Source organism: Microbacterium sp. (genome assembly GCF_035556355.1).
In the GTDB taxonomy this organism is placed as follows: domain Bacteria; phylum Actinomycetota; class Actinomycetes; order Actinomycetales; family Microbacteriaceae; genus Microbacterium.
Map to the genome: position 1 here is coordinate 1 of NZ_DATMFG010000034.1, position 16798 is coordinate 16798.

Annotated in this window: 15 protein-coding genes and 1 riboswitch; of the genes, 3 read left to right on the top strand and 12 right to left on the bottom strand. The window is 71.3% G+C overall.

The features are described 5' to 3' along the window. Window positions 1–85 precede the first annotated feature (85 nt). Window positions 86–167, top strand: a riboswitch (ZMP/ZTP riboswitch). A 38-nt stretch (window positions 168–205) separates the two neighbouring features. Further along, window positions 206–1510 carry a serine hydroxymethyltransferase gene (gene glyA, locus VNR19_RS09470; protein ID WP_414684141.1) on the top strand — a complete coding sequence of 435 codons (1305 nt, stop codon included), beginning with the start codon at window positions 206–208 and terminating at the stop codon, window positions 1508–1510. Window positions 1511–1608: 98 nt separating this feature from the next. Beyond that, window positions 1609–2517, top strand: a complete 909-nt coding sequence (locus VNR19_RS09475) for a bifunctional methylenetetrahydrofolate dehydrogenase/methenyltetrahydrofolate cyclohydrolase (RefSeq protein ID WP_325726144.1) — start codon at window positions 1609–1611, stop codon at window positions 2515–2517. Between the two features lie 22 nt (window positions 2518–2539). Here VNR19_RS09475 and VNR19_RS09480 read toward each other — a convergent pair whose 3' ends face one another. The 10 genes from VNR19_RS09480 to VNR19_RS09525 all read right to left on the bottom strand — a co-directional run bounded on the left by VNR19_RS09480 (window position 2540) and on the right by VNR19_RS09525 (window position 12298). Next, the gene (locus tag VNR19_RS09480; protein ID WP_325726146.1) at window positions 2540–3580 is read right to left on the bottom strand and encodes an RNA polymerase sigma factor; all 1041 of its coding nucleotides are present in this window, start codon (window positions 3578–3580) and stop codon (window positions 2540–2542) included. Next, complete coding sequence (locus VNR19_RS09485; protein ID WP_325726148.1) at window positions 3577–3954, bottom strand: YciI family protein; 378 nt, start codon at window positions 3952–3954, stop codon at window positions 3577–3579. The genes VNR19_RS09480 and VNR19_RS09485 overlap by 4 nt, the downstream gene beginning before the upstream one ends. A 76-nt stretch (window positions 3955–4030) precedes the next feature. Continuing rightward, entirely contained in the window at window positions 4031–4576 is a 546-nt protein-coding gene (locus VNR19_RS09490; RefSeq protein ID WP_325726150.1) for a hypothetical protein, read from the bottom strand. A gap of 48 nt (window positions 4577–4624) precedes the next feature. Continuing rightward, window positions 4625–5422 (bottom strand): transglutaminase-like domain-containing protein, encoded by a 798-nt coding sequence (locus VNR19_RS09495; RefSeq protein ID WP_325726152.1) that lies wholly within the window; start codon window positions 5420–5422, stop codon window positions 4625–4627. Between the two features lie 73 nt (window positions 5423–5495). Then, window positions 5496–6299 (bottom strand): HpcH/HpaI aldolase/citrate lyase family protein, encoded by an 804-nt coding sequence (locus VNR19_RS09500; RefSeq protein WP_325726154.1) that lies wholly within the window; start codon window positions 6297–6299, stop codon window positions 5496–5498. Further along, entirely contained in the window at window positions 6284–7069 is a 786-nt protein-coding gene (locus VNR19_RS09505; protein WP_325726156.1) for a 2-keto-4-pentenoate hydratase, read from the bottom strand. Before VNR19_RS09505 ends, VNR19_RS09500 begins: the two co-directional genes overlap by 16 nt. 114 nt (window positions 7070–7183) lie before the next feature. Beyond that, window positions 7184–8347, bottom strand: coding sequence for a 3,4-dihydroxyphenylacetate 2,3-dioxygenase (gene hpaD, locus VNR19_RS09510; RefSeq protein WP_325726158.1), 1164 nt, complete (start codon window positions 8345–8347; stop codon window positions 7184–7186). 44 nt (window positions 8348–8391) lie between these two features. Then, a complete protein-coding gene (hpaE, locus tag VNR19_RS09515; protein WP_325726160.1) occupies window positions 8392–9948 on the bottom strand; it encodes a 5-carboxymethyl-2-hydroxymuconate semialdehyde dehydrogenase in 1557 nt (518 codons plus the stop codon). Window positions 9949–9968: 20 nt separating this feature from the next. Continuing rightward, window positions 9969–10697, bottom strand: coding sequence for a GntR family transcriptional regulator (locus tag VNR19_RS09520; protein WP_325726162.1), 729 nt, complete (start codon window positions 10695–10697; stop codon window positions 9969–9971). Next, window positions 10694–12298, bottom strand: coding sequence for a fumarylacetoacetate hydrolase family protein (locus VNR19_RS09525; RefSeq protein WP_325726164.1), 1605 nt, complete (start codon window positions 12296–12298; stop codon window positions 10694–10696). Before VNR19_RS09525 ends, VNR19_RS09520 begins: the two co-directional genes overlap by 4 nt. A 165-nt stretch (window positions 12299–12463) precedes the next feature. On the opposite strand from VNR19_RS09525, the gene VNR19_RS09530 reads away from it, so the two are divergent. Then, a complete protein-coding gene (locus tag VNR19_RS09530) occupies window positions 12464–13858 on the top strand; it encodes an MFS transporter (RefSeq protein ID WP_325726166.1) in 1395 nt (464 codons plus the stop codon). A 172-nt stretch (window positions 13859–14030) separates the two neighbouring features. Here the strand turns inward: VNR19_RS09530 and VNR19_RS09535 are convergent, their stop codons facing one another. Next, the gene (locus VNR19_RS09535) at window positions 14031–15683 is read right to left on the bottom strand and encodes a thiamine pyrophosphate-binding protein (RefSeq protein WP_325726168.1); all 1653 of its coding nucleotides are present in this window, start codon (window positions 15681–15683) and stop codon (window positions 14031–14033) included. Between the two features lie 338 nt (window positions 15684–16021). After that, window positions 16022–16732, bottom strand: coding sequence for an IclR family transcriptional regulator (locus VNR19_RS09540; protein WP_325726170.1), 711 nt, complete (start codon window positions 16730–16732; stop codon window positions 16022–16024). Between the last annotated feature and the right edge of the window lie 66 nt (window positions 16733–16798).

Consider the following 16798-nt stretch of genomic DNA (forward strand, 5'->3'; position numbering starts at 1 on the left):
TCACGGTCACGGTCGAATCGGCCACGCCGCCACGATACCGACCCGGGCGTGACGGGTCGGCGAGTGCCCGGCACCATTGCTATGCTTTCCAGGTCGCGACTGGCGTTGAGATGGAGCCCCATCGGGGAGCGACTGGCACGGACCGACCGCACGCCTGGGCCGGGACGAGACGCCTCGTGGCGCTTGTCGCTCGAGGCAGCACCCAATGGTCCGTGTACCCGTGAAGGAGCCAGTTTTGGCCGAATCCATCTTCAACTCCCCGCTCGCCGAGGTCGACCCCGAGATCGCCGATGTGCTCGAGCGCGAGCTGCAGCGTCAGCGTTCGTACCTCGAGATGATCGCCTCCGAGAACTTCGTGCCCGTCTCGGTGCTGCAGTCCCAGGGGTCCGTGCTCACCAACAAGTACGCCGAGGGGTACCCGGGCCGCCGGTATTACGGCGGCTGCGAGGTCGTCGACGTCGCCGAAGAGCTCGCGATCGCGCGAGCGAAGGCGCTGTTCGGCTCCGAGTACGCGAACGTGCAGCCCCACTCGGGTGCCAGCGCGAACGCGGCCGTCCTGCACGCGATCGCGCGTCCGGGCGACACGCTCCTCGGGCTCTCGCTCGACCAGGGCGGTCACCTCACGCACGGCATGAAGGCGAACTTCTCGGGCCGCCTGTACGAGATCGTCGCCTACGGCGTCGACCCCGAGACATCCGTCATCGACATGGACGAGGTCCGTCGCCTCGCGCTCGAGCACCGTCCGAAGGTCATCATCGCCGGCTGGTCGGCCTACCCGCGGCACCTCGACTTCGCGCAGTTCCGCGAGATCGCCGACGAGGTCGGGGCCTACCTGTGGGTCGACATGGCCCACTTCGCGGGTCTCGTCGCCGCGGGCCTGCACCCGAGCCCCGTGCCGCACGCGCACGTCGTGTCGTCGACCGTGCACAAGACGATCGGCGGCCCGCGCTCCGGCTTCATCCTCACGAACGACCCCGCGATCGCGAAGAAGATCGACTCGGCCGTGTTCCCGGGCCAGCAGGGCGGTCCGCTCATGCACGTCATCGCCGCGAAGGCCACCGCGTTCAAGCTCGCCGCGACCCCCGAGTTCCGCGAGCGTCAGGAGCGCACGGTGCGGGGCGCCGCGATCATCGCCGACCGCCTGTCGCAGCCCGACGTGCGCGAGGCCGGCATCGCCGTCCGCTCAGGCGGCACCGATGTGCACCTCGTGCTCGTCGACCTGCGCGACGCCGCGATCGACGGCAAGCAGGCCGAAGACCTCCTGCACGAGATCCGCATCACCGTCAACCGCAACGCGGTGCCGAACGACCCGCGCCCGCCGATGATCACGTCGGGTCTGCGCATCGGCACGCCCGCTCTCGCGACGCGCGGCTTCGGCGACGCCGAGTTCACCGAGGTCGCCGACGTCATCGCGCTCGCGCTGCAACCCGGTGCCGACGTCGAGGCGTTGCGCGCGCGTGTCGCGGCGCTCGCGGAAGCGTTCCCGCTGTACCCGGGCCTCCAGCAGTAGGGGCTGCGGCCCCAGCCGGTTTTCCGAAGGCCGGGAAACCCGCTTGCGCTCGATGGATACCTATGGGCATAGTGATTCAGACCCGACGAGGAGTGCACATGACCGCGAAGAAGCTGGACGGCGTCGCCACGGCGGCGGCCATCAAGGAAGAGCTGCGCGCCCGCGTCGCGGCGCTCCGCGAGCGCGGCGTCGTGCCCGGACTCGGGACGCTGCTCGTCGGCGACGACCCGGCGTCACGCTCGTACGTCACCGGCAAGCACCGTGACTGCGAGGAGGTCGGCGTCGCGTCGATCTCGGTCGAGCTGCCGGCGACCGCGTCGCAGGACGAGATCGCCGAGGCCGTGCGCGGCCTCAACGAGAACCCCGAGGTGACGGGCTTCATCGTGCAGCTGCCGTTGCCCGAAGGCATCGACGAGAATGCCATCCTCGAGCTCATCGACCCCGACAAGGACGCCGACGGCCTGCATCCGACCAACCTCGGCCGCCTCGTGCTGGGCGTCGACCCGAAGACCGCGATCGACGCGCCGCTGCCGTGCACGCCCGCGGGCGTGATCGAGCTCCTTGCGCGCAACAGCGTGCCGATCGCCGGTCAGCACGTGACGGTGATCGGCCGCGGCATCACGGTCGGGCGCCCGCTCGCGCTTCTCCTGACCCGCAAGGGCACGGATGCCACGGTCACGATCACGCACTCGCGCACGCCCGACCTCGCCGACCAGGTGCGCAAGGCCGACATCGTCGTCGCGGCGGTGGGTCAGCCCCACCTCGTGCAGGCGGACTGGGTCAAGCCCGGAGCGGCCGTGCTCGATGTGGGCGTCACGCGCGTCGGCACGACCGAGTCGGGCAAGGCGAAGCTCGCGGGCGACGTGGACCCCGCCGTCGCCGAGGTCGCGGGGTGGCTGTCGCCGAACCCCGGCGGCGTCGGTCCGATGACGCGCGCGATGCTCGTCGCGAACGTCGTCGAGGCGGCGGAGCGTCAGGCGGGCGGTTCGCCGGGCACGGTGCTCTGACCCGCGGTTCCCCGCGTCGCCGTCACGCGCCGCTGCGCCGCGCGAGCACGGCTTCGAGCGCGGCCTGCGCTCCGATGGTCGGCGCGATCGCGACGAGCCCGCGGTAGAGCTTCTCGAGCGCGTCGACGTCGAGCACACTGGTGCGGGCGCGGTCGCAGTGGACCGCCTGGATCGCCGCCTCGAGCTGGAATCGGCCGAGCGGCCGGCCGAGGGCGGACGCGCGGCGGAGGAGCGCCTCGCCTTCGGCGATGAGCTCGCGCGACCACGTCGACGGATCCTGCTCTTCGAGGGGCGGCCACGGGTGCACGACCCGGGCGGGCGCACGGGACTGCGCGAACGTGAGGAGCGCCGCGAGCCCCCACGCTTCGGGCTCGTCCTCCAGGAGATCCGCCGTGAGCACGGCGAGCCACCGCGCCTCATCGGCGATCGACTCGCGCACGCGGTCGCCCTGATCGAGCCAGTCGATCGCGTACGCGCCGTAGATCGCCTCGAGCACCGCGGGCAGCCGCTCGGGCATGTCCGCGCGCGTCGGAAGGGCGAACGGGATGCCGGCGTCGCGGATGCGGCGCTTGGCCCGCACGAGGCGCTGGGCCATCGTCGCGGGCTCGAGAGCGAACGCCCGCGCGATCCTCGCCGCGTCGAACCCGAGCACCGCCTGCAGCATGAGCGGCGTGCGCACGGCGGGGTCGATCGCGGGATGCGAGCACGCGAAGAGCAGCTCGAGGCGCTTGTCGGGGATCGACTCGGCGCGCTCGGCGAGGGTCGCGGCATCCGCACCGCCGAGTATCCGCTCGGCGTCGAGCGGCGCGCCCGTGCGGTGCGCGGCCGAGCGCAGCAGATCGACGAGTCGATTGCGGGCCACGGTGAGCAGCCAGCCTTCCGGGTTCGAGGGGACGCCCGCCTCCGGCCACATGCGCACCGCCCGCTCGAACGCATCCGAGAGGGCGTCCTCGGCGAGGGCGAGGTCCCGCGTGGGCGCGGCCAGGAGCGCGACGAGACGACCGTACGCGTCGCGCGCCGCACGCTCGGCGGCGGCGCGCGCACGCACGGTGTCGTCCGTCACGCGAAGGGCGTCCACTCTCCGTCGACGAAGCGGGTCGCGGTCGGGCGGATCTCGATCGGACCCCACTCGGCGGAGGGGGCCCGCTTCGCCCACTCGAGCGCGGCGTCGAGGTCGGGCACGTCGATCACGAACGTCCCGCCGAGCTGCTCCTTGGTGTCGGCGTACGGTCCGTCCTGCACGCGCAGCGCGCCGTCGACCGGCCGCAGAGTCGTCGTCGCGACGGACTGCTGGAGCACCTCGGCCGATCGGAGAATGCCGGCCGCGTCGAGGGCCTTCGCGTACTCGTCGAAGGCGCGCATGCCCTCGGCCCAGCCTTCTTGGCCCGTCTCCTCGGCGGTCATCTCGGGGTAGTGGAGCAGGAGTGTGTAGCGCATGATGCGTCCTTTCGGTCGTTCTCGACCTTGTGACGATCGAGCTCGCGCTGAATCGACACGACCGAGTGAGATCGCGTCAGAGCTCGTCCAGCATGCGGCGCTGCTCGTCGGTGAGTCCGTCCTTGAGCTCGCGACGGGCGGACTGCGTCTCGGGGCTCGGCAGTGGAACGGCGGATGCGGCATCCGTCCCGCCCACCCGGGCGCCTGTCGCCCGGTCGTACAGCGCGCCCGCGTGAGACTCGGCGCGATCGGCGATGAGCTCGTACACCCACCATCCGAGCGCGACGAAGATCGGCGGCAGGATGTAGCCCAGCGGGTTGAGGCCGATGCGCACGCCCGACAGCAGCACCGTCACGATCCACACGATGAATGCGATCACGAGCACGATGCCGACCTCGACGAGGAACTCGCCCGCCTTCGTGCGACCGCCGGCGCTCTTGGCCGCGCGGCGGCGGAACCAGTTCGTCAGCGCGGGCCGCACCCACATCGTGAGGAGTGTGAGGACGATCCCGCCCCACAGCGCCGCCCAGCCGACGCGGGCGGGCGTCAGCCATCCGATCACGAGCAGAACGAGGATGTTGAACGCGAGGAGCACGACGAAGCGCAGCAACCACTTCTTCATGCCTTCAGCGTGCCACGTCGCCACCCCGAGCGGGAGCGGACACCGTGATCACGCGAGCGAGACGAGCTCGGTCACATCGTCGTCGGGGAGCGTGTCCGCGACCGCCGACACCGTCACGTCGACGAGGTCGGCGCGCCCGCTCACCACGGTGAGGAAGGCGGTGTCGGCGGCGTCGCGGCCCGTCGCGATGCGCACGAGGGTCGACCGCGGGGCGAGGGTCGTCGCATCGACGACGCGCCACGCGCCGTCGATCCACGCCTCGGCGACCGCGTGGAAGTCCATCGGATCGAGTCCCGGCGCGTACACGGCGGCCACCCGCGCGGGCACCCCGAGCGCCCGGAGCAGCGCGACGCACACGTGCGCGTAGTCGCGGCACACGCCCCGGCGGGCGAGCAGCGTACGCGCCGCCCCGTCGGTCGGAAGGCTCGAGCCGGTCACGTACGCCAGGCGAGTGCCCACCCACGACGAGACGGATGCGAGCAGGTTCTCATGCCCGTCGATGCCCGCGAACTCGGCGGCCGCCGTCGGCGCGAGGACGTCGGATTCGGCGTATCGGCTCGGCCGCCCGTAGACGAGTCGGTCGGTCTCGGTCGCGTCGTCGTTCTCGCCCGGTCCGTCGATCGTCGCGGAGTACTCGAGCTCGAGGCGGCCCGTCCCGGTGCGGACGCGGTGCAGCCTCGTGCCATGCGCATCCGGAACCTCGGATGCCTCGACCGGCGTCCCGCCGAGCACCACCGCGAGCGACTCGGCGCTCGGTGAGTAGTGACGCGACACCGCCACCGCGAAGACGAGGTCCGCGGGCCCGGTGACGTCCAGCACGATGCGACTTCCGACCTGCCTCTGCATCGGTTCAGCATGGCAGAGTCGCTCGCGCGGAAACGAGCGCTTGACGCGGGCGCCGAAGACCCGTACGCGCGTCTCAGTACGAGGCGCGTCCGGTGTCGTCCGCCGCGGGGATGAACGTGGCGGCGAGGGCCTCCGACCCGCGCGCGAGCAGCGCGACGTCCGCGCCGACGAGGGCGAACGATGCCCCGGCATCGAGGTACGACCGTGCGACGACGGGGTCGAACGCGTTGACGCCCACGGGCTTGCCCGCCGCGCGGACGGCGTCGAACGTGCGGTTCACGGTCGCGACGACGTCGGGGTGGGACTGCTGCCCGAGCAGGCCCATCGACGCGGACAGGTCGGACGGGCCGACGAACACCCCGTCGACGCCGTCGACCGCGGCGATGTCGGCCGCGGCATCCGCACCCTCCGCCGTCTCGATCTGCACGAAGACCGACACGTGCTCGTCGGCGTCCGCGAGATAGCCGTCGACGCGGTTCCAGCGGGCCGAGCGCGCGAGCGCCGAGCCCACTCCGCGGCGGCCGCGCGGGGGATAGCGCACGGCCTCGACGACCGCGCGCGCCTCACCGCCCGACGACACCATCGGCACGAGCAGGTTCTGCGCGCCCAGGTCGAGCACCTGCTTGATCGTCACGACGTCGCCGATCGGCACGCGCACGAGCGGGGTCACCGGATACGCCGCGACCGCCTGCAGCTGGGCGAGCACCGACTGGAGACCGTTGGGGGAGTGCTCCATGTCGACGAGGAGCCAGTCCAGCCCGCCCCCCGCGCAGATCTCGGCCACGAGGGGGCTGCCCGACGACACCCACATGCCGATGAGGGGCCGGTCGGCCTCGGCGAGGCGGTCGCGGAAGGTCGGGTTCAGACGAAGCGGCATTCGATGACTCCCATGGGTCCGTAGTCGCACAGCACGCTATCGCCCCGCTCGACCCACATGGGGCGGGTGAACGATCCGGCGAGGATGATCTCGCCCGCTTCGAGCCGCGCGCCGTGCTGGTGGAACTTGTTCGCGAGCCATGCGACGCCCGTCGCGGGGTGTCCCAGCACTCCCGCGGCGACGCCCGTCTCCTCGATCTCGCCGTTCCGACTCAGCACGCCCGGAACCCAGCGAAGGTCGATTTCGTCGGGGCGCTTGCGCACGTCGCCGAGGACCATCGCGCCGTAGGCGGCGTTGTCGGCGATCGTGTCGACGATCGTGCGGCCCTCGAGCTCGATGTGCGAGTTGAGGATCTCGAGCGCCGGCACGGCGTAGTCGATCGCCGCGAGAGCGTCCTCGAGCGTGCAGTCGGGTCCTTCGAGCGGCTCCTTCAGCACGAACGCGAGCTCCACCTCGATGCGCACGTTCGAGAAGTGGTCGACGGGGATCTCGGAGCCGCTGGGGTAGACGGTGTCGTCGAACATCACGCCGTAATCGGGCTCGGTGATGCCGGTCGCCTGCTGCATCGCCTTCGACGTCAGGCCGATCTTGCGGCCGACGAGCTTGCGTCCGGCTGCGAGTGCCTTGTCGCGCCACACGCCCTGGATCGCGTACGAATCCTCGACCGTCGCGTCGGGGTAGCGCGCGGTGATCCGCGGGATCACACCGTGCGTGCGATCGGCTTCGGCGAGCTCGTCCGCGATCTGCGCGATGACGTCGGGTGGCAGCATCCGTCTCTCTCCTCACATCGGTCGGGGTGTCAAAGCGTCGGGCTCAACCGGCCGTCGAGGCGCCTGAAAGGGCGAGCAGGGCCGATAGAGCCCGACGCTTTCACGGCGAGGCGGTCACAGTTGGTTTCCGAGCTTGTACTCGCCCTGCTTCCAGCTGGGCAGCTCGTCCTTGGCGTCGGGCCGCGTGTACGAGAAGCCGTCCGCGCCGATCGTGACGGCCATCTCGGACTCGTCCGTGCGCGCGACGACGGGCTGCGGGTTGCCGTCGAGGTCGAGCACGAGCGACGCCTCGGTGTACCACGACGGCACGACGGGGTTGCCCCACCAGTCGCGGCGCTGGTTGTCGTGCACGTCCCACGTGACGACGGGGTTGTCGGGGTCGCCCGTGTAGTAGTCCTGCGTGTAGATCTCGACGCGGTGGCCGTCGGGGTCGCGCAGGTACAGGTAGAACGCGTTCGACACGCCGTGGCGGCCGGGTCCGCGCTCGATCGCGTCCGAGCGGCGCAGGGCGCCGAGCTTGTCGCAGATCGCGAGGATGTTGTGCTTCTCGTGCGTCGAGAACGCGACGTGGTGCATGCGCGGGCCGTCGCCGCCGGTCATCGCGGTGTCGTGCACGGTGGGCTTGCGGCGCATCCACGCGGCGTACACGGTGCCCTGCTCGTCCTGGATGTCCTCGGTCACGCGGAACCCGAGGTCCTGCATGAACTTCACCGCGCGCGGCACGTCGGGGGTCACCTGGTTGAAGTGGTCCAGGCGCACGAGCGCGCCCGGCGTGTACAGGTCGTACCGCCACGCGAGCCGCTCGACGTGCTCGACGTCGTAGAAGAACTCGTACGGGAAGCCCAGCGGATCGACGACGCGCACCGAGTCCCCGATGCCCTTCGTGAAGCCCTCGGGGTTGCGGCGCACATCGCAGCCGAGCTCGGTGTAGAACGCGACCGCCTTGTCGAGGTCCTCGGGCGTGCGCACGCGGTACGAGAACGCGGCGACGGCCGCGACGGGACCCTGGCGCAGCACGAGGTTGTGGTGGATGAACTCCTCCATCGACCGCAGGTAGACGGTGTTCTCGTCCTCCTCGGTCACCACGAGGTCGAGCACGTCGACGTAGAACTCGCGCGACGCGGCGAGGTCGGTCACGACGAGCTCCATGTACGCGCAGCGCAGCACGTCCGGCGCGGGGCTCGAGGGGGTCGGGATCGGGTTGTCGGTGTGGATCGGCGCCTCCTGGCTCACGAAGAAGCCGGAGGAGGTGCGGGTCATCTGGTCGCGGTCGGTCATGTCGGCGTCCTTGCGTTGTCTGTGTGGTGTGGACCGGCGAGAGCTCAGCCCTCTTCGGATTCGGCGGCCTCCGCCTGCTCCGCAGCGGGCGTGGACTTGCCGAAGGTGGGGTTGTGCACAGCGCCGAGCGTGATGTGCACGGCCTGCTGGTGGGTGTAGAAGTCGATCGAGCGATAGCCGCCCTCGTGGCCGAGACCCGAGGCCTTGACGCCGCCGAACGGGGTGCGCAGGTCGCGCACGTTGTTCGAGTTGAGCCACACCATGCCCGCATCGATCGCCTGCGCGAAGTTGTGGGCGCGCTTGAGGTCGTTCGTCCACACGTAGGCGGCCAGGCCGTACTTCACGCCGTTGGCGAGCTCGAGCGCCTCCTCGTCGGTGTCGAAGGGCGTGATCGCGACGACGGGCCCGAAGATCTCCTCCTGGAAGATGCGCGCGTCGCGGGGCACGTCCGCGAACACGGTCGGGGCGACGTAGTTGCCCGTCGGGAAGCCTTCCGGACGGCCGCCGCCGGCGACGAGGCGACCCTCGGTCTTGCCGATCTCGATGTACGACATGACCTTCTCGTAGTGCTCCGGGTGCACGAGCGCGCCGACCTCGGTCTTGGGGTCCTGCGGGTCGCCCACGACGACGCGCTTCGCCTGCGCGGCGTACCGCTCGACGAACTCGTCGTAGATGTCGCGCTGCACGAGGATGCGCGAGCCGGCGGTGCACCGCTCGCCGTTGAGCGAGAACACGCCGAAGATCGTCGCGTCGACGGCGGCCTCGAGGTCGGCATCCGCGAAGACGATCGCCGGCGACTTGCCGCCGAGCTCCATCGACAGGCCCTTGAGGTACGGGGCCGCGTTGCCGAAGATGATCTGCCCGGTGCGGCTCTCACCCGTGAACGAGATGAGGGGGACGTCCGGATGCTTCACGAGCGCGTCGCCCGCCTCTTCGCCCAGCCCGTTGACGAGGTTGAAGACGCCCTTGGGCAGCCCCGCCTCCTCGAAGATGCCCGCCCACAGCGAGGCCGACAGCGGCGTGAACTCGGCGGGCTTGAGCACGACCGTGTTGCCGGTCGCGAGCGCGGGGCCGAGCTTCCACGACTCGAGCATGAAGGGAGTGTTCCACGGCGTGATCAGGCCCGCGACGCCGATCGGCTTGCGGTTGACGTAATTGATCTGACGGCCGGGCACCTTGTAGGTGTCGTCCGCCTGCGCGACGATCAGGTCCGCGAAGAAGCGGAAGTTCTCGGCGGCGCGCCGCGCCTGGCCGAGCGCCTGCGTGATCGGAAGCCCCGAGTCGAACGATTCGAGCTCGGCGAGGCGCGCGTCGCGGGACTCGACGATGTCGGCGATGCGGTGCAGGATGCGCGAGCGCTCGCGCGGCAGCATCCGCGGCCACGGCCCCTCGTCGAACGCGCGCTTGGCGGCCGCGACGGCGAGATCGATGTCGGCCTTCTTGCCGGCGGCGGCCTGCAGGTAGACCTCGTTCGAGACGGGCTCGAGCACGTCGAACGTGTCGCCGTCGACCGAGTCGACGAACTGACCGTCGATGTAGTGCTGGATGCGGTCGGGGAGGTCGGCGGGCACGTGGCGCGTCGCCAGGGCGGTGTCGGTCATGGGGTCCTCCATCGGTGGGGTCAGAAAGCGGGAAGTCCGAGCACCTCGTCGGGGTGCTCGTGGATCATGTAGGCGTCGAGCGTGGCCGACCGGTGCCGGCGGGCCGCCTTCTCGATCTCGCCGAGCGGTGCGCCCTGTTCGATGAGGAGCACGATGTTCTCGTGCTCCTGCACCGACTCCTGGGCACGACCGGGCACGAAGCTGAATGTCGAGTCGCGCAGGTGGCCGAGGCGGCCCCATTCGGCCTGGACGAGCTCGAGCAGCCGCGGGTTCGCGCACTTCTCGAAGAGGGTCGAGTGGAACTCCTGGTTGAGTCGCGTGAACGCGCGCGGGTCGAAGTGGTCGAGCGTCTCGATCATGCGCGCGTTGACCTGGCGCGCGTGCCGCAGGTCCTCGACCGTGAGGCGGCGCGCGGCGAGTGCGGTTGCGGCGCCCTCGAGGATCGACAGGGCCTGCATGCTGAACCGGTACTGCGAGTCGTCGACCATCGAGACGCGCGCGCCGACGTTCCGCTCGAAGGTCACGAGCCCCTCGGCCTCGAGCTGGCGGATGGCCTCGCGCACGGGCACGACGCTCATGTCGAGCTCGCCGGCGATCGCGCCGAGCACGAGCCGGTAGCCGGGCGTGTACTCCTGGCGCGCGATGCGCTCCTTGATCCACTGGTACGCGCGCTGCGACTTGCTCTGGCCCGTCGACGCGGACTGCGCGGCCTCCCGGCCCGGCGTCTCGCCCTGGCTCACGGTGGTCATCGCTGCTCCTCCGCGGATGCCGCGCCCCGCGCGACTTCGGCCTCGTAGCGCGCGCGCCACTCGGCGTTCATCGGGAACAGTCCCTCGACCGGGTGACCCTCGGCGACGCGGGCCGCGATCCACGCGTCCTCGTCCTCCTGCGCGAGCGCGGCGTCGACGACCTCCTCCGCGATGGCGGGCGGGATCACGATCACGCCGTCGGCGTCGCCGACGACGATGTCGCCCGGCTGCACCGTGGCGCCGCCGCATGCGATCGTGAGGTCGGTGTCCCACGGGACGTGCTTGCGACCGAGCACCGCGGGGTGCGCGCCCACCGCGTACACCGGGATGCCCACGGCCTTCACCGCGTCGAAGTCGCGCACGCCGCCGTCCGTCACGATGCCGGCGGCCCCGCGCGCGTGGGCGCGGATCGCGAGGACGTCGCCGAGCGTGCCCGACCCCGCCTCGCCGCGCGCCTCGATGACGATGACCTCGCCCTCGCCGACGGCGTCGAACGCGCGCTTCTGCGCGTTGTAGCCGCCGCCGTGGCTCGTGAAGAGGTCTTCGCGGTTCGGCACGAAGCGGAGCGTGCGGGCCGTGCCGACGAGCTTCGACGACGGATGCAGCGGCCGCACGCCGTCGATCGTGACGTTGTTCAGGCCCCGCTTGCGCAACTGCTGCGAGAGGCCTGCGACCGGTGCCTTCTCGAGCTTCGCGCGGAGCGCGGGGGAGAGGACGGGGTCGTCGCGCTTCGTCTCGCCTTCGGCCCGCTCGGCGACCGGGGGAGCGGCCGCGCTCACGGGCGGTACGAGGTCGGGCGAGCCCCACGCCTCGACGCGCTGGGTGTCGTCGACCGAGGGGAGCGACCCGACGCTCGCGTCGAAGCCGGGACCCGAACCCTCGACCACGGTGGTCACGAGGCGTCCTGATGAGGGGGCGCCCGGGGCATCCGGTGCGTCGACCTCGACCTCGACGACGTCGCCGGGCAGCACGACCGACGACCCGGCGGGCGTGCCGGTGAGGATCACGTCGCCCGGCTCGAGCGTGAAGTGCTGCGAGAGGTCTGCGACGAACTGCGCGAGCGGGAAGATGAGGCCGGCGGTCGTGTCGTCCTGCACGAGCTTTCCGCTGACCCACGTGCGCAGGCGGATCGCTGCGGGGTCGAGGCCGCGCGCGTCGATGAGGCGCGGGCCGATCGGGGTGAACCCGTCGCGGCCCTTCGAGCGGACGTTGGAGCCCTTGTCGTTCGCGCGCAGGTCGTAGAGGCCGAAGTCGTTCGCGGCGGTGATCCACCCGACGTGGCGCCAGGCGTCGTCGAGCGAGACGTTCCGCGCGGCGGTGCCGATCACGAGCGCGATCTCGCCCTCGAACGCGAGGAGCTCGGTGCCGGCGGGTCGCTCGATGGTGCCGCCGGATGCCGCGACCGAGCTCGACGGCTTGAAGAAGTACGACGGGTCGGCGGGTCGTCGGCCGCGCTGCTCGGCGCGCGACGCGTAGCTGAGGTGCACCGCGATGATCTTGCCGGGCCGGCCCGGGAGGGCGGAGAATCGCGGATCGGCGCTCGCCGCATCCGTCGTCGAGGGCGGCGTGTCTGCGCCCGTGTGCCTCGTCGTCTCGGTCATGAGCCCCCTCGCTCGTCAAGATCGATGCTTGCGTCGTATCTCAAATCGTATATGATCGGCAGGGATCGGGCAAGCGATGCGACCGGAGCCACGGACCCCCATCCGCCGGCCGAAGCGTCCCGGTATGACAGCGACGTCGAGTGCGACACAGGAGTCAAAGGCATCATGAGCACAGAGCAGACCTCCCCGCAGGGAGCGGGATTCACCCCGACGGGAACGATCGCGAGCGCCACAGACCGGCGCCGCGTCGTGTTCGCGACGGTCGTCGGAACCACCGTCGAGTGGTACGACTTCTTCATCTACGCATCCGCTGCCGGCCTCGTTTTCGGCCAGTTGTTCTTCGCCCCCGCGGGTGAGGGCTTCGCGCAGATCCTCTCGTTCATCACCGTGGGCATCAGCTTCCTGTTCCGCCCGCTCGGCGCGTTCCTGGCCGGTCACCTCGGTGACAAGTACGGTCGCCGTCTCGTGCTGATGCTGACGCTCATCCTCATGGGCGTCGCCACGACCCTCGTGGGTCTGCTGCCGACCTACGCCGCCATCGGCATCGCCGCGCCGATCCTGCTGATCTTCCTGCGCATTCTGCAGGGCATCTCGGCCGGCGGCGAGTGGGGCGGCGCGGTGCTCATGGCCGTCGAGCACGCACCCAAGAAGCGCCGCGGCATCTTCGGCGCGTCGCCGCAGATCGGCGTCCCCCTGGGCCTCCTGCTCGCGTCGGGCATCATGGCGCTGATGGCGGTCATCGCCCCCGGAGACGCGTTCCTCGAGTGGGGCTGGCGCATCCCGTTCCTGCTGAGCTTCGTGCTGATCATCATCGGCTACTACGTGCGCCGCCGCGTCGAGGAGAGCCCTGTCTTCCTCGAGATCGCGGAGCGCAAGGAGAAGACGCGGATGCCGATCGTCCAGCTCTTCCGCAAGCACACGCTCCTCGTGATCATCGCCGCGCTCGTGTTCGCCGGCAACAACGCCATCGGCTACATGACCACGGGCGGCTTCGTGCAGCGCTACGCCACCGACCCCGGAGGCTCCCTCCAGATGGACCCGGCTCCCGTGCTGTGGGCGGTCACGGGCTCGGCCGTCACGTGGCTCATCTCGACCGCGGTCGCCGGCTGGCTCTCCGACAAGATCGGTCGCCGCACGACGTACATCATCGGCTGGATCCTCCAGCTCGTCGGAGTCATCACCCTGTTCCCGCTCGTGAACACGGGGAACGTGTGGCTGCTGTTCACGGGCCTCGCGATCCTCACGATCGGCCTCGGCTTCACGTACGGACCGCAGGCCGCCCTGTACGCCGAGCTCTTCCCGGCCTCGATCCGCTTCTCGGGCGTCTCGATCTCGTACGCGATCGGCGCGATCCTCGGCGGCGCGTTCGCGCCGACCATCGCGCAGGCGCTCGTGCAGGCCACCGGCTCGACGGAGTCGGTCACGTGGTACCTCGCGGGCATGACCGTGATCGGCCTCATCGCGACGCTCCTGCTGCGCGACCGCAGCGGCATCCCGCTCGGCCCCGAGCACGAGGCGGAGCAGGCTGCGAGCCCGATCTACGGGCTGTCGAAGGCCTGACGCACGCGCGGATGCCCCGACCCGTCGCCGACGCGGGTCGGGGCATCCGTCATCCCGTCTCGGCGGTTCGGGGCGGATCTCCGGCTTCGGGGCGTATTCCCGCCGCCCCGAATGTCGGTCATCCGCCGCAACCGATCACCGACCGGATGCCCGAAACCGCGACCGGAGGCGGTCAGGAGTTCACGCGCACGATCTCCTGCTGGTACGGCGCGACGACCTGGGTCGACACGCGGCAGTCCAGCACGAGGAAGCGCCGCTCGTCGACGGGCTCGGCCGCCCACGACGCGAGCCGGTCGAGATCCTCGATCGACGTCACCGCGACGCCCTCTGCCCCCACGGCGGTCGCAAGGGCGGCGAAGTCGACCTGGGGGATGAGCATCGGCTCGCGCGCGAGGCCCTTGAGGCCGTAGAGGTTGACCTCGGCGCCGTAGGCGGCGTCGTTCCACACGACCGCCATGCCGCGACCGCGCGCGACGCGCACGGCGGTCTCGAGATCGGCGAGGGCCATGAGCCCGCCGCCGTCGCCCGTCGTGAGCACGACCGTCGACTCCGGCTTCGCGAGCACGGCGCCGGGCACGGACGGCCACCCGAGCCCGATCGACTGGTAGGCCGTGCCGACCATCATCATGCGGTCGGGCGATGCCACCGGCCAGTACATGTTCGCCCAGCCGATGAAGTGCCCGCCGTCCGAGACGACGACGCGGTCCTCGGGCAGCAGCTCGCCGATGCGCGCGGCCACGGTCCGCGGGTCGAGGCGGCCGTCGGGTGCGACACCGTCCCCGTGCTCGTACGCGCGCAGCGTCGGCACGTCGACCGACTCGCGCCAGCCCGACGGCGTCGCGCCGAGGCGCTCGAGCTCATCGACGAGGGCGCGTGCGACGGCATCCGCGTCTCCCCGGATGAAGCCGCCGATGTGCGGATGCGTCGCGGTCTGCGAAGTGTCGACCTGCACGACCCGGGTGCCCGGGGCGAACAGGTCGCCGAAGCGCATCGTGAACTGGTTGAGCGACGCGCCGAAGACGACCGCGACGTCGGCGTCGCGCACGAGCTGCATCGCACCCTCGGCGCCGAAGCCGCCCGTCACACCGAGGTCGTACTCGCCGCGCGGGAAGATCCCGCGGCCGAGCGCGGTCGACGCCGTGATCGCGCCCGTCGCATCCGCGAGGGCCCCGAGCGACGCGCCGGCGCCCGAGATCCACGCGCCGCGCCCTGCGAGCAGGAACGGGCGCTCGGCGTCGGCGAGCTCGCGCGCGAGTGCCGTGATCGCGGCCCGGGCGAACGGACCCGTGGGCTTCAGCGGCTGCGGCAGTCGCGGCTCGGGCGCGTCGGGCACGGGGCCCGCGTCGAGGGTCGCGACGTCATACGGGATCGCGAGCACCGTCGGAACCCGATAGGTGAGGGCGTGTTCGACGGCGATCGCGGTGGTGGCCGCCGCATCCGTCCGTCCGACCGTGTAGGTGCGGGCCCCGACGCCCGAGGCGAGGGCGATCTGGTCGACGTCCCACGGGCGGGGTCCGGACGTGGGCTCGTCGCCGACGACGAGCACGAGCGGCACGTGCGCCTGCACCGCTTCGGCGAGGGCGGTGAGCGTGTTCGTGAAGCCGGCGCCGTAGGTCGCGGTCGCCGCGGCGAGTCGGCCGGATGCACGGTGGAACGCGTCTGCGGCGACGACGCCGCCTGCCTCGTGGCGCACGGCCGTGAACGACACGTCGGTGGAGCGCTCGAGCGCGTCGAGGAAATACGCGTTGCCGTTGCCCATCACTCCGAAGACCTCGGAGACGTGACGCGCGAGCGTGTGGGCGACGTGGGCGGAGACGGTGGGCATGCGAAGACTCCTCGAGACAAGGACGGATGTCAGGCCGTATGTGTCTCGCGCACCCCGCGGGGCGGCTGCGTGCCCATTTTTCGAGCACCGGCGAGCGGCTGCGCCGCGCCGGACGCGTACGAGTATAAGGCGGCGCGGTGGCGTGCCTCGCACGCGCGGAACTCCAGAGAAACCGGATGCCGCGGGGCGCGGTGCCGCGGATTCACACGGGTGCGGGCGGGCTGCGGGCGCGATTCTCCGGAGTTCCGCACGCCCGGCATCCGCGCCCGGCATCCGCGCCCGGCATCCACGCCCGGCATCCGCGCCCGGCATCCGCCGCCGGATCGGGCGCCGCCGGATCAGGCGCCGAGCGCCTCCCGGATCGCGGCGGCGGACTTCGACAGGCGCGCCGCGATCACGTCCGGGTCGGTGGGGCCCGTCACATGCACGACCGCGATCGCGGCGGGGCGGTGCGACCGCAGTCGCAGCGGCACCGACACGGCCTGCACAGTGGGGATGACCTCGTCGTGGCTCGTCGCGTAGCCGCGCTCGGCCGCCTGCGCGATCTCGGCGCGCAGCGCGGGCGGCACCTCGACGGGCCATTCCGACTCCGGCAGCGTCGACAGGATCGCCTTGCTCGGCGCGCCCACGAGGATCGAGTGCCGCGCGCCCGGTCGCTGCGCGACCGAGGCGACCGCGTGGCGCGGCTCGACGCTCGCGAGCGTGATGCACTCGTCGCGGTCGAGCACCGCGAGGAAGCACGTCATGCCCAGCTCGTTCGCGACGGCGGTGAGCTCGGGGAGCGCCTCGGCCTGCAGATCGTGGGCGACGCCCGCGGCGAGCGCCGCCATGCGCGCGCCCAGCTGCACGCGCCCCGACGCATCACGCGCGACGACGCCGTGGTCCTCGAGCGTGCGCACGAGCCGATACGCGATCGAGCGGTGAACGCCGAGTCGTGCGGCGAGGTCGTCGATCGAGAGCGGTCCGCGCGCGTCGGCGAGGATCTCGAGGATCCGGATGCCGCGGCTCAGCGTCTGCGACGCCGGCGCCCGCCCGTTCGATCCGCTCATGCCGGTCCCTGTCCCTCTCGTGAACCCGTCGAGATCGCTCGAATCACCGTCGCACGGCCGACGAAG

What these genes read in the sequence shown, in the direction of transcription:
- VNR19_RS09525 (WP_325726164.1), bottom strand. Translation starts at nt 12,298, where the DNA reads ATGACCGAGACGACGAGGCACACGGGCGCAGACACGCCGCCCTCGACG.
- VNR19_RS09490 (WP_325726150.1), bottom strand. Translation starts at nt 4,576, where the DNA reads ATGAAGAAGTGGTTGCTGCGCTTCGTCGTGCTCCTCGCGTTCAACATC.
- VNR19_RS09495 (WP_325726152.1), bottom strand. Translation starts at nt 5,422, where the DNA reads ATGCAGAGGCAGGTCGGAAGTCGCATCGTGCTGGACGTCACCGGGCCC.
- VNR19_RS09475 (WP_325726144.1), top strand. Translation starts at nt 1,609, where the DNA reads ATGACCGCGAAGAAGCTGGACGGCGTCGCCACGGCGGCGGCCATCAAG.
- VNR19_RS09520 (WP_325726162.1), bottom strand. Translation starts at nt 10,697, where the DNA reads ATGACCACCGTGAGCCAGGGCGAGACGCCGGGCCGGGAGGCCGCGCAG.
- VNR19_RS09530 (WP_325726166.1), top strand. Translation starts at nt 12,464, where the DNA reads ATGAGCACAGAGCAGACCTCCCCGCAGGGAGCGGGATTCACCCCGACG.
- glyA (WP_414684141.1), top strand. Translation starts at nt 206, where the DNA reads ATGGTCCGTGTACCCGTGAAGGAGCCAGTTTTGGCCGAATCCATCTTC.
- VNR19_RS09535 (WP_325726168.1), bottom strand. Translation starts at nt 15,683, where the DNA reads ATGCCCACCGTCTCCGCCCACGTCGCCCACACGCTCGCGCGTCACGTC.
- hpaD (WP_325726158.1), bottom strand. Translation starts at nt 8,347, where the DNA reads ATGACCGACCGCGACCAGATGACCCGCACCTCCTCCGGCTTCTTCGTG.
- VNR19_RS09505 (WP_325726156.1), bottom strand. Translation starts at nt 7,069, where the DNA reads ATGCTGCCACCCGACGTCATCGCGCAGATCGCGGACGAGCTCGCCGAA.
- VNR19_RS09500 (WP_325726154.1), bottom strand. Translation starts at nt 6,299, where the DNA reads ATGCCGCTTCGTCTGAACCCGACCTTCCGCGACCGCCTCGCCGAGGCC.
- hpaE (WP_325726160.1), bottom strand. Translation starts at nt 9,948, where the DNA reads ATGACCGACACCGCCCTGGCGACGCGCCACGTGCCCGCCGACCTCCCC.
- VNR19_RS09540 (WP_325726170.1), bottom strand. Translation starts at nt 16,732, where the DNA reads ATGAGCGGATCGAACGGGCGGGCGCCGGCGTCGCAGACGCTGAGCCGC.
- VNR19_RS09485 (WP_325726148.1), bottom strand. Translation starts at nt 3,954, where the DNA reads ATGCGCTACACACTCCTGCTCCACTACCCCGAGATGACCGCCGAGGAG.